Origin of the sequence: Streptomyces sp. NBC_01142, assembly GCF_026341125.1 — a bacterium.
GTDB lineage: Bacteria > Actinomycetota > Actinomycetes > Streptomycetales > Streptomycetaceae > Streptomyces.
This window is the reverse complement of record NZ_JAPEOR010000001.1, coordinates 368,429-381,561: the sequence shown is the minus strand read 5'-3', so window position 1 is coordinate 381,561 and position 13,133 is coordinate 368,429. Positions and strand designations below refer to the sequence as shown.

Below are 13,133 nucleotides of genomic sequence, written 5' to 3'. Positions count from 1 at the left end.
CTGGTCAACGCCAGGCGAAGGACGCTAGTTCCCTTGTGCGCTCGGCCCTGGACTGGGCCGTTCGGGTGACGTTCAGAACAGGCTGTCCGCCGCGAAGCGGAGCACCAGCTGGGGATAGCCGGACAGGACGATGCCGGCGACAGCTGTCAGGGCGATGGCCACGGTGACCGGGGCGGGGGCGCGCTTCCTGACCTGCTCGGCCTCTTCGGTGCCTTCCCGGGCAACGTCCGGGGCACGGAAGAGGATCGCCGTCCACTGCAGGTAGTAGAAGAGGGCGATCACGACGTTGACGGCCATGATGACGGCCAGCCAGCCGAGGCCCGCGTCGACGGCCGAGGAGAAGACGGTCACCTTGGCGAAGAGGCCGATGATGCCGGGCGGCAGGCCTGCCAGACAGAGCAGGAAGAAGCCCATGGAGAGCGCGGTGAGCGGGCGGGTGGCGTACAGGCCGCGGTAGTCGGAGATCCGGTTCAGCGGCTTCGTACGGGCGACGAGCGCCGCCACCGCGAAGGCCCCCAGGTTCACGACGGCGTACATCAGGGCGTACGCGACGGTGGCGCCGATCTGGTCGTCGCTGGAGTACGCGGCTGCGGCGATCGGCACCAGGAGGTAGCCGGCCTGCGCCACCGAGGACCAGGCAAGCAGCCGTACCGCGCTCCACGCGCGCGTGGGCGACTGACGCAGCGCGGCGACATTGCCGGCGGTCATGGTGAGCGCGGCGAGAACGGCGATGGCGGGACCCCAGATGTCCGCGTACGTGGGGAACGCGATGACGGTCACCAGGATGAGGCCGGAGAAACCGACCGCCTTTCCGACGACGGAGAGGTACGCGGCGACGGGCAGCGGCGCGCCCACATAGGTGTCAGGGACCCAGAAGTGGAAGGGGACCGCGGCCGTCTTGAACGCGAAGCCGACGAGAGTCAGGGCGACGCCCGCCTTGGCGAGGGTGTCCAGCTGACCGGGGACGTTGTCGAGTTCGGCGGCGATCTGCGTGAGATGCAGGGTGCCTGTCGTGGCGTACACGAAGCTGACGCCGAGCAGCATCACGGCGGTCGCGGTGACGGAGGACAGGAAGAACTTCAGAGCGGCTTCGCTGGAAAGCCGGTCGCCGCGCCTGAGGCCGACGAGAGCGAACGCGGGCAGCGACGCCACCTCGAGAGCGACCACGAGGGTGGCGAGGTCGCGGGAGGCGGGCAGCAGGGCGGCGCCGGCCGCGGAGGAGAGCAGCAGGAACCAGAACTCCCCTGCGGGGAGCTTCTTCTGTGTGTCGTTCAGCGAGAGCAGAGCGGTCAGCAGCGCGCCCCCGAGTACCAGGAACTGAATGACCAGTGCGAAGTGGTCTGCGGCGTAGCTGCACGCGGTGGCATCGGTGGTGAGGCAGAACGTCGAGCGGTCGCCCTTCCGCAGGGGCAGGAGGGTGATGATCGCGGCGACGAGTCCGGCGATCGCGAGCGCGCCCAGAAGCCGCTTGCGGTGCTCCGGTACGAAAAGGTCGGCGACCAGGATGACCAGGGCGATCACCGCGGTGATGGTGGGGGGCGCGATCGCGAGCCAGTCGACGGACTGGACGAGGCTGGTGACGCTGTCGGCTGCCACAGTCACGACTTGCCTCCTGCGAGGAGCTTCTGCACGGCCGGGTCGGTGAGGCCGAGGAGGACTGCGGGCCACAGTCCGGCGACGACGGTGAGAGCGACGAGCGGGGTCCAGGCGGCGAACTCGTACGTCTGGACGTCGGCGAGCCGCGGTGTCCCCTCCGCGGGCTTCGCACCCATGCAGACACGGCGTACGACGACGAGGAGGTACGCGGCGGTGAGCAGGGTGCCGAAGGCGGCAATCGCCATGAAGGTGAGGAACGCGGGGCGGCTCAGCCCTTCGGCGGGGTCGAAGGCACCGAACAGCGCGAGCATCTCACCCCAGAATCCGGCGAGTCCGGGCAGACCGAGGGAGGCGACGGCGGAGAAGGCGAGGAGTCCGCCGAGGCGGGGGGCGCGACCGTAGAGCGCCGCGCCGGTGGCCCCCGCCAGGGTGTCGAGATCCGCGGTGCCGTAACGGTCCTTGAGTGCGCCGACCAGGAAGAAGAGCAGGCCGGTGATGAGGCCGTGGGCGATGTTGGCGAAGAGCGCGCCGTTGACTCCGGTGGGGGTCATCGTCGCGATGCCGAGGAGTACGAAGCCCATGTGGCCGACGGAGGAGTATGCGATCAGCCGCTTCAGGTCGCCGCCCGCGCCCTGCTTGGCGAGGGCGAGACAGGCGAGGGATCCGTAGATGATGCCGGTCACGGCGAAGGCGGCGAGGTACGGCGCGAAGGTGAGCATGCCGTCGGGCGCGATCGGGAGCACGATACGGACGAATCCGTACGTACCCATCTTCAGCAGGACGCCGGCCAGGAGGACGGAGCCGACGGTGGGGGCGGCGGTGTGGGCGTCCGGGAGCCAGCTGTGCAGCGGCCACATCGGGGTCTTCACCGCGAGGCCGAGACCGATCGCGAGAACGGCGATGACCTGCACGGATGTGGTCAGGTCGCGGCCGTTGTCAGTGGCGAGTGCCACCATGTCGAATGTGCCGGCCTTCAGCCCGATCAGCAGCAGGCCGAGCAGCATGACGACCGAGCCAAGCAGCGTGTAGAGGATGAACTTCCAGGCGGCGGGCTGCCGCGCCTCGCCGCCCCAGCGGGCGATGAGGAAGTACATCGGGATGAGCACCATCTCGAATGCCAGGAAGAAGAGCAGCAGGTCGAGGACGGCGAAGGTCGCGAGGGTGCCGGACTCGAGGACGAGCAGCAGTGCGACGAAGGCCTTCGGGGACGGGCCCGCAGGCATCTTGAAGTAGCTGTACAGCGCGCAGAGGAAGGTCAGCAGCGCCGTCAGGACCAGAAGGGGGAGAGAAATGCCGTCGATGCCGAAATGGATCCGTACGTCGAGTGCGGGGATCCACTTGATGTCCGTGGTGGCCTGCATCGTCGACGGTTGGTCATGGTCGAAGCCGAGTGTCAGCACGATCGCGGCAAGCAGGATCGCGCCGGTGACGGTCACGCCGTGGCGCAGGACTGCCTGGTCCGGGTTCGTTCCCCGCAGCCCGGGAGGGGCGGGCAGGAGCGCGGCAGCGGCCCCGACCAGCGGGCCGACGACGATGAACGCGAGAAGGAACTGCATCACGGACGCGCTGATATCGATCACGGCTCACGATCCGGCGTTGACGTTGGAAAGGACGACGGCGGCGATCGCCAGGACGACGGAGCCGGCGAGCAGGGCACTGAGGTAGGTCTGCACATTGCCGGTCTGTGCCCGGCGCACGGCCGCGCCGAGCCAGCGGGTGCCCGTGCCGGAACCGCGTACGTACGTGTCGACGACCTCACGGTCCAGGAAGCGGACCAGCTCGGCCGCTGCCCGGACGGGGCGGACGAAGAGGGCGGAGTAGACGGCGTCCAGGTGGAAGCCGACGGCAGCGTGACGGTGGAGCGGGCCGAGCAGCAGGCGGCCGGGGTCGGCCGGGTCGGGGGCTGCCGCGATGTCGCCGTAGACGGGGGTGTGGGTGGCGATGGCCTCCGCCTCGGTGACGAAGGGCGCGGCGTCCGGGTGGGCGGCGACGGCTCCCATCGGAGTGCGGGCCGTGACATCGCGGAACTGCAGGGCGCGCCAGGTGCCGTAGGTGATCAGTCCGCCGACGAGGGCGAGCCCTGTGCCCAGGACGGCGGTGGTGACGGTGGGGGTGAGGCCGCTGCCGTCGAACCAGTCGTCGAGGTAGGCAACGGTCAGACCGAAGCCGAGTGAGGGGAGGGCGAGCACCCAGAGCACGGCGTTCATGGCGAGGGGCTCCCTGCCGTGATCGGGGGCCTCGGCTCCCCGGCCGCGGAAGGCGCGCAGCCAGAGGCGGGTCGCGTACGCGGCGGTGAGGAGGGCGGTCAGCAGACCGGCGACCAGCACCGTCCAGCCGGCGGCCCCGGGTGCGACGTCGGATTCACCGAGGGCGGTGTGCTCGGCGGCCACGAGAACGGCTTCCTTGGAGAAGAAGCCGGCGAAGGGAGGGATCGCGGCGAGCGCGAGCAGGCCGACGGTCATCGTCCAGTACGCGTCGGGGATGCGCTTCGCGAGGCCGCTCATCCGGGACATGGCGGCCAGCGAGTTGGTGCCGGCGGCGTGGATGATCACGCCGGCGGCGAGGAAGAGCAGCGCCTTGAACGCACCGTGGGAAATGAGGTGGAAGACGGCGGCGCCACGGTCTCCGACGGCCAGGGCGCCAGACATATATCCGAGTTGGCCGATGGTCGAGTAGGCGAGAACGCGCTTGATGTCGTCCTGGGCGAGGGCGGCGAGCCCCGAGCCGACCATGGTGACGGCTGCCATCACGGCGAGGACGGTGAGAGCTGCCGCGGACTCGGCGAAGACGGGAAGGAGCCGGGCCACGAAGTAGATACCGGCGGCGACCATCGTCGCGGCGTGGATCAGCGCGGAGACGGGGGTGGGGCCCGCCATCGCGTCGGGCAGCCAGGTGTGCAGCGGGAACTGCGCCGACTTGCCCGCCACACCCGCGAGGAGCAGCAGGGCGATCAGCGTGGGGTTCTCGAGGCCGCCCGTCGCGACAGAACCGAGGATCCCGGTGATCCGGAAGGTGCCGGCGTCGACGGCGAGCGCGAACAGACCGATCAGGAAGGGGACATCGCCGAGCTTGGTGACCAGGAAGGCCTTGAGGGAGGCGGCGCGCGCCTCGGGCGTCTCCCAGTAGTGCCCGACCAGGAAGTACGAGCAGATGCCCATGATCTCCCAGCCGACCAGCAGCACCATCAGGTCGCCGGAGTAGACGACGAGCAGCATGGCGGAGGTGAAGAGGGAGACGAGGGCCGCGTACGAGGGGTAGCGCGGGTCGTCGCGCAGATAGCCCGTCGAGTAGATCTGCACGCAGGACGCGACGAACCCGACCAGGACGGCGACGAGGACCGCGAAGCCGTCGAGGTACAGGGCGAGGTCGATGGGGATCGACCCGGTGGGGGTCAGCTGTGTCGAGGCCTCGATCGTCTTCCCGCCGCCCTGGCGAACGGCGACGAGGACGGCGACGGCGGTGGCGGCGAGAGTCGGCAGCACGGCCAGTGGCCGTACGAAACCGGGGGCGGTGCGGCCGAGCAGCAGTCCGGCGGCGGCGCCCAGGAAAGGCAGAAGGGGGACGAGGACGGCGAGGGTCGTGGTGGTCACGCGGTGGCCTCAGCCTTCTGCGCCGCGGCGGTTGCACCGGGATCGTCGGGCGCGTCGTCGGGGCCCTCGGCGGTGTCGCGGAGCCTGTCGACGTCCGAGGTTCCGCGGTTGCGGTAGACCATCAGGACGATCGCCAACCCGATGCCGATCTCCGCGGCGGAGATGGCGATGGTGAAGAGAGTGAGCGCCTGGCCGGCGTGCAGGGTGTCGCGCAGCCAGACGTCGAAGGCGACCAGATTGAGGTTGACGGCGTTGAGCATCAGCTCGACGGACATCAGGACCAGGATCGCGTTGCGGCGCGCGAGCACTCCGTACAGCCCGACGCAGAAGAGGAGGACGGCGAGCACGGCGGGATAGGCGAGGTGCATCAGCTCTTCCCCTCGGGGGCCTTGGCGTCCTTGGCGTCCTTGGCGTCCTTGGCGTCCTTGCGGGAGAGGACGATCGCGCCGACGAGGGCGGCGAGCAGCAGTACGGAGAGCGCCTCGAAGGGCAGCACCCAATGCCGGAAGAGGATCTCACCGGACACCTGGGTGGAGCCCTGGGCCGGTCCGTCCAGGTCGATCCAGGTCGTACGGAACGCGTCCACGACCACCCAGACCAGGGCGGCCGCGGCGGCGACGGCCACTGCGAGGGCAACCCAGTGGTTGCCGGAATCGGCGTCCGGGGAGCGGCCGATGGGGGCCCTGGTGAGCATCAGCCCGAAGAGAAGGAGGACCACCACGGAACCGACGTAGATCAGGACCTGCACCCAGGCGATGAACTCGGCCGTCAGCAGCAGGTACTCGACGGCGAGGCCGCCGAGCGCCACGACCAGCCAGAGGGCGGCATGCACCAGCTGCTTGGTCCTGACGGTGATGACGGCCGCGCCGAGGGTGGCGAGGCCGACGAGGAGAAACGCGATCTCGACGCCGGTCGGGGAGAGGAAGCCGTGCGTTTCGGCTGCGGCGAGCATCATGCCGGGCCTCCCTCTTCCACGGGCGGCGTGGCGCCGTCAGCGGGGGTGGTGCTGTCGGCAGGACGCGCCGGAGTCGCGCCGTCAGCGGGGGTGGCCGGGGTGGCGTCGTCCGCCGGGGCCGTGGTGGCGTCCGCCGCTGCCTGCGCCTGCGCCGCGGCGAGCTTGTCGGCCGACTTGCGGGCCGCGCCGATCTCCTTCGCCTCCTCGGCGCCCGGGTCGAGGGCGGGCGGCGCGGGCACCGTCCACATCCACTCCCGGAGCTTGTCGCGTTCATGGGTGAGTTCGCGGATGTCCGTCTCCGCGTACTCGAACTCCGGGGACCAGAACAGCGCGTCGAAAGGACAGACCTCGATGCAGATACCGCAGTACATGCACAGCGCGAAGTCGATGGCGAACCTGTCGAGGACGTTGCGGCTGCGCTCACGGCCGCCGGGTACGGCGGCCGGGACCGTCTCCTTGTGGGAGTCGATGTAGATGCACCAGTCGGGGCACTCACGGGCGCAGAGCATACAGACCGTGCAGTTCTCCTCGAACAGGCCGATCACACCGCGGGTACGGGGCGGGAGTTCGGGCTGGGTGTCCGGGTACTGCGCGGTGACGGTCTTCTTCGTCATCGTCCGCAGGGTGACGGCGAGGCCCTTCGCCAGGCCGGAACCGGGGATCGGAGGCATTACTGAATCACCACCTTCACGATGCCGGTGAGGGCGATCTGGGCGAGGGCGAGCGGGACGAGCGTGGTCCAGGCGAGCTTCTGCAGCTGGTCCTCGCGCAGCCGCGGATAGCTCACGCGCAGCCAGATGACGACGAAGGCGAGCACGGCCGTCTTGAGCAGGGTCCAGACCCAGCCGAGGCCGTCGGCCCCGAACGGGCCGTGCCAGCCGCCCAGGAAGAGGACGGTGGTCAGAGCGCACAGAACGACGATGCCCGCGTACTCGGCGAGCAGGAACAGCGCGAAACGCAGGCCGGTGTACTCGGTGTACGCGCCGAAGATGATCTCGGAGTCGGCGACCGGCATGTCGAACGGCGGGCGCTGGAGTTCGGCGAGGCCCGCGACGAAGAAGACCAGGGCGCCCACGATCTGCCAGGGCAGCCACCACCACTCGAAGGCGTTCAGGATGCCGGGCAGCGAGACGGTGCCGGCCGCCATGGCCACGGACGCGGCGGTCAGCAGCATCGGCAGTTCGTACGCCAGAAGCTGCGCGGCGGTGCGCAGACCGCCCAGGAGGGAGAACTTGTTGGCCGACGCCCAGCCCGCCATGAGCGAGCCGAGCACTCCGACGCCCATCACGGCGAGCACGAAGAAGATGCCCGCGTCGACGACGATGCCGACCGCGCCCTCACTCGGGCCGATCGGGATCGCGACAAGTACGAGGAGGTACGGGAGGAGGGCGACGGCGGGGGCGAGCTGGAAGATACGGCGGTCGGCGCCCGCCGGGACCACGTCTTCCTTCTGCGCGAACTTCACGCCGTCCGCGACGAGCTGGGCCCAGCCGTGGAAACCGCCCGCGTACATCGGGCCGAGGCGGCCCTGCATATGGGCCATCACCTTGTGCTCGGTCTGCCCGATGACGAGGGGAAGAACAAGGAACACGGCAAAGATGGCAACCAGCCGGATGGCGACGTCGGCAGGATCGTTCACGCGTCTCCTCCGGGGCGTTCGTCCGAGTCGGCAGCGGGTTCGACCGAGTCGGTGGTCGGGGTGGCTGAGTCCGGGGTCGCCTCTGCCGGGGTGGCTGAGTCCGGGGTCGCCTCTGCCGGGGCGGGTTCGGGCTCGGTGGGGGCTCCAGGCTCGGCGGGCTTGGCGGGGGCCTCGGGCTCGGGCGCGTCCTCGAAGGCCGGGCGCGCGTGGTGCCAGGGAGCGTCCGCGCTGCGCGGCGGGGCCGGGGCCGTCTCCGGGGCCGGGGCCGTTTCCGAAGCCGGGGCCGTTTCCGAAGCAGCGTCGCCCGGAGCCGGGGCGGCCGGAGCCGGGGCGGCCGCGGGCTGCTGGGAGGCTGAGCCCTCCGACACGCTCCGCGAGCGGCGGGGAGGCCGCGCCGCTGCCTCGGGTGCGGCAGCCGGCGTCTCCGGTGCCTGGGAAGCCGAGCCCTCGGACACGCTGCGGGCGCGGCGCGGCGGGCGGTCGCCGGTTGCGCCGGCCGTGCGCGCCGCTCTGGCCGGGCGGGCGGGGGCAGGGGGGAGCTGGCCCTTGAGGGGGCCCCATTCGTTCGGGTCCGGAACGCCGGGCGGGAGCATCTGGCGCCGCTTGGGGCCGCCGTGCTCCGACTCCCCCGGCTCCTTCGCGCCCGGCCAGGCCTTCACGACGCGGGCCGCGAGCACGAAGTCCTTGCGTAGCGGGTAGCCCTCGAAGCCGTCCGGGAGCAGCAGCGGGACGAGATGCGGGTGGTCGGTGAAGGTGACGCCGAACATCTCGTACGTCTCGCGCTCGTGCCAGCCCGCGCCCGCGTAGACCGTCACCGCGGAGGCGAGGACCGGGGCCTCGTGCGGCACCGTGGTGCGGAGCAGCAGCCGGCGGACCCGGTGGCCTTCGAGGGCGACGACATGGGCGCAGACGCGGAAGCCCGTGCCCGGCTCGTCGACAGCGCTCAGCCAGTCGAAGTAGGTGCAGCCCAGCTTGTCGCGGGCGATCTCGAGCGCGGAGATCCAGGAGCCGACGGGGACGTCGACCGTGAGGAGGTCGTAGGCGTGCTCGGCTGTGGCTTCCTCACCGAAGATCTCGGTGACGGCGTCGGGGAGGCTGTCGTAGGAGGTCACTTGTCGCCCTCCCCCTCCCCCGGAGCCTGAGCCGAACCCGGAGACGGAGACGGAGCCGGAGACGGAGCCGGAGCGGGCGGCGGGGTGACCAGGCCGCTCTGCAGCGCGGCGGTGGAGGTCCGCGGGCCGCCTGTCCCGTACCGCTCGGCGAGCGACTCCCGCGCGATCTTCTCCTGGAGCTTCAGAATCCCCTGGAGCAGCGCCTCGGGCCGCGGCGGGCAGCCGGGGACGTACACGTCGACCGGGATGATCTGGTCGACGCCCTTGGTCACAGAGTACGAGTCCCAGTACGGGCCGCCGCAGTTGGAGCAGGCGCCGAAGGAGATGACGTACTTGGGCTCGGGCATCTGCTCGTACAGACGCTTCACCGCCGGCGCCATCTTGTCCGTCACCGTGCCCGAGACGACCATCAGGTCCGCCTGGCGCGGGCCGGGCGCGAAGGGGATCACACCGAGCCGGATGAAGTCGTGCCGCGCCATCGACGCCGCGATGAACTCGATCGCGCAGCAGGCGAGCCCGAAGTTGAAGACCCAGAGGCTGTAGCGGCGGCCCCAGTTGAGGACCACCTTCATGGGTTCCGGGGCCAGGCGGGCGAGGGCGCCCAGGCGCTTGGGCTCCGGAAGGAGTTCCGGGGTCACGTCCATGACAGGACGCCCTTCTTCCATGCGTAGAGCAGTCCCACGGCCAGGAAGCCGAGGAAGATGAACATCTCCACGAGCGTCGTCGCGCCGTATCCGGGGGCGGCGAAGATCGTCGCCCACGGGAAGAGGAAGATCGAGTCGACTGCGAAGATCACGTACAGAAAGGCGTAGACGTAGTAGCGGACCTGGGTGTGCGCCCAGCCCTCACCCACCGGGTCCACTCCGCATTCGTACGTCAGCAGTTTCTCCGGCGTCGGCACTACCGGGCGCAGCAGACGGCCCGCACCGAAGGCCACGGCGACGAACAGCACGCCGATCATCGCGAGCAGTCCGATGACCGAATAGCTCTCGAAATAGTCCGCCGCGAGCACGACCACGGTCGGTTCCGGCACGTCCGCCCCTCGCTCCCTGACGTCGTTGGCGACCTGTTCGACGATCTGTCCGTACGCACGGGAGTCTAGGCCCTGCTAAAGCGAGCGTAAGCAGTCGCGTCACGCATCCGGTGGGGTTATCCCTACTTCATCCCACCCATGTACCCCATGGCGTGCGACGACCCGGCCCGGCAGGCTGGGCGCCATGACCGCGAGCATCACCGCCCCCGACAACGACCGGCCGCCACCTGCGCGCTTCGCCTTCGGCCGCCACACCTGGAGGGAGATCGCGCACCTCCTCCTCAATCTGCCGATGGCCTTGATCGGTTTTGTTTACGTTGCGTTCACAATTTTCACCAGCGTGGCACTGACGGTGACGGTGATCGGTCTGCCACTGCTCGCCCTGGGGCTCGCGGGGGCGCGCGGCCTCGGCGGGAGGGAGCGGGCCCGGGCCCGTGCGCTGCTCGGCATACGGATCGAGGAGCCGAGCCCGCTGCACGGGCCGCGGCGCACCGACGGCTTCGTCCCCCGGCTGTGGATGAGACTGAAGGACCCGGTCGCGTGGCGGACGGTGCTGTACTGCTTCGTCCGGCTGCCCTGGGGCGTGCTGACCTTCGGCGTCACGCTGGTGAGCCTGTTCGTGCTCTGGCCGGTACTTCCCTTCATTGCGCGCGGCATGGCCAACGCCGATCGTGCGATGGTGCGAGGCCTGCTCTCGCCCTCCAACGAACTGGAACGGCGCATCGCGGAGTTGGAGTCCGACCGGGGGGTGGTCGTCGATACGGCCGCGGCGGATCTGCGCCGTATCGAGCGCGATCTGCACGACGGGGCGCAGGCACGGCTCGTGGCACTCGCCATGGGGCTCGGGCTCGCGAAGGAGAAACTCAGCGGGGACGCACTGGACACGACCGCTGCGGCGGCGATGGTCGACGAGGCGCACGGCGAGGTGAAGCTCGCGCTGCAGGAGCTGCGCGATCTCGCCCGCGGCATCCACCCCGCCGTCCTCACCGACCGCGGCCTCGACGCCGCCCTTTCCTCCGTCGCATCGCGCTGTACGGCCCCGGTGAAGGTGACCGTCGAGCTGGCGGAACGACCGGCCGAGGCGATCGAGGGCATCGCGTACTTCACCGTCTCCGAGCTGCTCCAGAACGTCAGCAAGCACGCGCAGGCGAAGAACGCCTCGGTGGATGTGTGGCGGGCCGGCGACCGGCTGCTGATCCAGGTCCAGGACGACGGGCGCGGCGGGGCGAGCCTGGACGGCGGCACGGGTATGGCCGGGCTGGCTGAGCGGCTGGGCGCGGTGGACGGGCTCTTCGTCCTGGACTCGCCGGCCGGCGGGCCGACGACGATCACGGCGGAGCTGCCGTGGCGGGAGCGCGGCAAGCGCTGACGTGCACGCCCGCCCATGGTGGGGAAAACCCCCGCCCAAGACGGATACGGCCCTCATGGTGGGTGGCCGTCCACCCCAGCAGTGTTGAGTCATGACAGCCCGCATCGCAGAACGGACGCATTCGATGGCCACGGATTACCGACCGGAAGGGACTGGGCGCGCAGAGCCCCGGAACCACTTCCTCCCTCCGGCACTGCGCGTACCGCTCGAGGGCCGCACCTGGCGCGAGTTCGGTTATCTGATGCTGAGCCTCCCGATCAGCATCGTGTTCTTCACCTTCGCGGTCACGACCGTCTCGCTCGGCGCGGGGCTGCTGATCACCTTCCTCGGCATCCCGGTCCTGGCCGCCGGTCTGGTCGGCTGCCGCGGCCTCGGCGCGCTGGAGCGGGCGCGGGCCCGCGGGCTGCTGCGCCTCGACGTGGCCGACCCCGCGCCCCTGCGCGCCCGGAAGAGCGGACTGATGTCCTGGGTCGGCGCGGTCCTCAAGAGCGGGGCGTCCTGGCGGCACCTCCTCTACGCGGTGCTGCACTTCCCGTGGGCCGTCTTCGCCTTCTGCGTCTCGCTGACCTTCTGGGTGTCCGGCTGGGTGCTGCTGCTCTACCCCCTCTACCACTGGGTCTTCCCCGTGTACGCCGGCCAGGACGGCCTGCAGCTGTACGGCGACGGCACACGCCGCTTCTATCTGGACAATCCCTTCGAGCTCGCCGTGACCAGCCTGGCCGGCCTGGTCATCACGCTCGCCACCCCGTGGCTCATGCGCGGCCTGGTGAGCGTGGACCGGCTGATGGTCGCCGGGCTCCTCGGGCCCTCCCGGCTCGCCACCCGCGTCGTCGAGCTGGAGTCGGACCGGGGCGTCGTGGTCGACACGGCGGCCGCGGATCTGCGCCGTATCGAGCGCGATCTGCACGATGGGGCGCAGGCCCGCCTGGTCGCCCTCGCCATGGACCTCGGTCTCGCCAAGGAGAAGCTCAGCGGGGACGCACTGGACACGACCGCGGCCGCACGGATGGTGGGCGAGGCGCACGGCGAGGTGAAGGTGGCGCTGCAGGAGCTGCGCGATCTCGCCCGCGGCATCCACCCCGCCGTCCTCACCGACCGCGGCCTCGACGCCGCCCTCTCCTCCGTCGCATCGCGCTGCACCGTCCCGGTGACGGTGGAGGTGGACCTGCCGGCCAGGCCGACGCCCGCCATCGAGGGCATCGCCTACTTCACCGTCTCCGAGCTGCTCCAGAACGTCAGCAAGCACGCACGGGCGAGCCGCGCCACGGTCGATGTATGGCGCGCCCAGGACCGGCTGATGCTGCAGGTCACGGACGACGGCCGGGGTGGCGCGACGCCGCCCGTCGGCGGCTCCGCCGCAGGCTCGGCGGGCAGCGGCCTCGCGGGCCTGACGGAGCGGCTGAACGCGGTGGACGGGATCCTGGCCGTGGACTCGCCGGCCGGCGGGCCGACGACGATCACGGCCGAACTCCCCTGGCGTGGCTGACGGTTCGCCTCACGGTCCGGCGAGCGGTGCTCCCGCCCGCCCGACCCGGCGCGCCCCGACCACCGCTCGCACCGCCCCCGACCGCCGACCCGCCGCGGCCCGACCGCCGACCCCGTCACCCGACGCCCGCCGGTCCACTCGCGCGGACCCCGGACCCCGGACCCCGGACCCCGGACCACGGGCGCCGGACCACGGGCGCCGGGCGCCGAGTGCCCGCCCCCCGGAGACCCCGCTCGCTTGCCCCCGCCGCAGGTCCGTCCGGCCGCCCGGCCCCCGCCCGGTCGCATAATCCCTGCCTATTCCCCGAGCCTTGGCACGATCGGGTCCGAATGCTGGGATGCTGATGACGCAGG

12 protein-coding genes are annotated in these 13,133 nt (G+C 70.8%); 2 read left to right on the top strand and 10 right to left on the bottom strand.

The genetic code is table 11. The annotated features are described in order from the left end of the window. Positions 1 to 72: 72 nt before the first annotated feature. From OG883_RS01895 to OG883_RS01850, 10 genes are read right to left on the bottom strand one after another with little or no spacing between them, the layout of a single operon-like run. Positions 73 to 1,602, bottom strand: a complete 1,530-nt coding sequence (locus OG883_RS01895) for an NADH-quinone oxidoreductase subunit N (protein ID WP_266534017.1) — start codon at positions 1,600 to 1,602, stop codon at positions 73 to 75. Further along, positions 1,599 to 3,176, bottom strand: a complete 1,578-nt coding sequence (locus OG883_RS01890) for an NADH-quinone oxidoreductase subunit M (RefSeq protein WP_266534015.1) — start codon at positions 3,174 to 3,176, stop codon at positions 1,599 to 1,601. Before OG883_RS01890 ends, OG883_RS01895 begins: the two co-directional genes overlap by 4 nt. Before the next feature lie 3 nt (positions 3,177 to 3,179). Further along, positions 3,180 to 5,186 carry an NADH-quinone oxidoreductase subunit L gene (locus OG883_RS01885; protein ID WP_266534012.1) on the bottom strand — a complete coding sequence of 669 codons (2,007 nt, stop codon included), beginning with the start codon at positions 5,184 to 5,186 and terminating at the stop codon, positions 3,180 to 3,182. Next, complete coding sequence (nuoK, locus tag OG883_RS01880) at positions 5,183 to 5,554, bottom strand: NADH-quinone oxidoreductase subunit NuoK (RefSeq protein WP_266534010.1); 372 nt, start codon at positions 5,552 to 5,554, stop codon at positions 5,183 to 5,185. Before nuoK ends, OG883_RS01885 begins: the two co-directional genes overlap by 4 nt. Further along, entirely contained in the window at positions 5,554 to 6,141 is a 588-nt protein-coding gene (locus tag OG883_RS01875; RefSeq protein WP_266534007.1) for an NADH-quinone oxidoreductase subunit J, read from the bottom strand. The genes nuoK and OG883_RS01875 overlap by 1 nt, the downstream gene beginning before the upstream one ends. Then, positions 6,138 to 6,812: an NADH-quinone oxidoreductase subunit I gene (locus OG883_RS01870; protein WP_266534005.1), complete on the bottom strand. Its 675-nt coding sequence runs from the start codon at positions 6,810 to 6,812 to the stop codon at positions 6,138 to 6,140. The genes OG883_RS01875 and OG883_RS01870 overlap by 4 nt, the downstream gene beginning before the upstream one ends. After that, positions 6,812 to 7,780 (bottom strand): complex I subunit 1 family protein, encoded by a 969-nt coding sequence (locus OG883_RS01865; RefSeq protein ID WP_266534002.1) that lies wholly within the window; start codon positions 7,778 to 7,780, stop codon positions 6,812 to 6,814. Before OG883_RS01865 ends, OG883_RS01870 begins: the two co-directional genes overlap by 1 nt. Next, positions 7,777 to 8,892 (bottom strand): NADH-quinone oxidoreductase subunit C, encoded by a 1,116-nt coding sequence (locus OG883_RS01860; RefSeq protein WP_266533997.1) that lies wholly within the window; start codon positions 8,890 to 8,892, stop codon positions 7,777 to 7,779. The genes OG883_RS01865 and OG883_RS01860 overlap by 4 nt, the downstream gene beginning before the upstream one ends. Continuing rightward, positions 8,889 to 9,536 carry an NADH-quinone oxidoreductase subunit B gene (locus OG883_RS01855; RefSeq protein WP_266533994.1) on the bottom strand — a complete coding sequence of 216 codons (648 nt, stop codon included), beginning with the start codon at positions 9,534 to 9,536 and terminating at the stop codon, positions 8,889 to 8,891. Before OG883_RS01855 ends, OG883_RS01860 begins: the two co-directional genes overlap by 4 nt. Further along, positions 9,527 to 9,925, bottom strand: a complete 399-nt coding sequence (locus OG883_RS01850; RefSeq protein WP_266533992.1) for an NADH-quinone oxidoreductase subunit A — start codon at positions 9,923 to 9,925, stop codon at positions 9,527 to 9,529. Before OG883_RS01850 ends, OG883_RS01855 begins: the two co-directional genes overlap by 10 nt. 184 nt (positions 9,926 to 10,109) lie before the next feature. On the opposite strand from OG883_RS01850, the gene OG883_RS01845 reads away from it, so the two are divergent. After that, the gene (locus tag OG883_RS01845) at positions 10,110 to 11,294 is read left to right on the top strand and encodes a sensor domain-containing protein (RefSeq protein WP_266533990.1); all 1,185 of its coding nucleotides are present in this window, start codon (positions 10,110 to 10,112) and stop codon (positions 11,292 to 11,294) included. Between the two features lie 124 nt (positions 11,295 to 11,418). After that, a complete protein-coding gene (locus tag OG883_RS01840; RefSeq protein ID WP_266541157.1) occupies positions 11,419 to 12,780 on the top strand; it encodes a sensor histidine kinase in 1,362 nt (453 codons plus the stop codon). Positions 12,781 to 13,133: the final 353 nt, after the last annotated feature.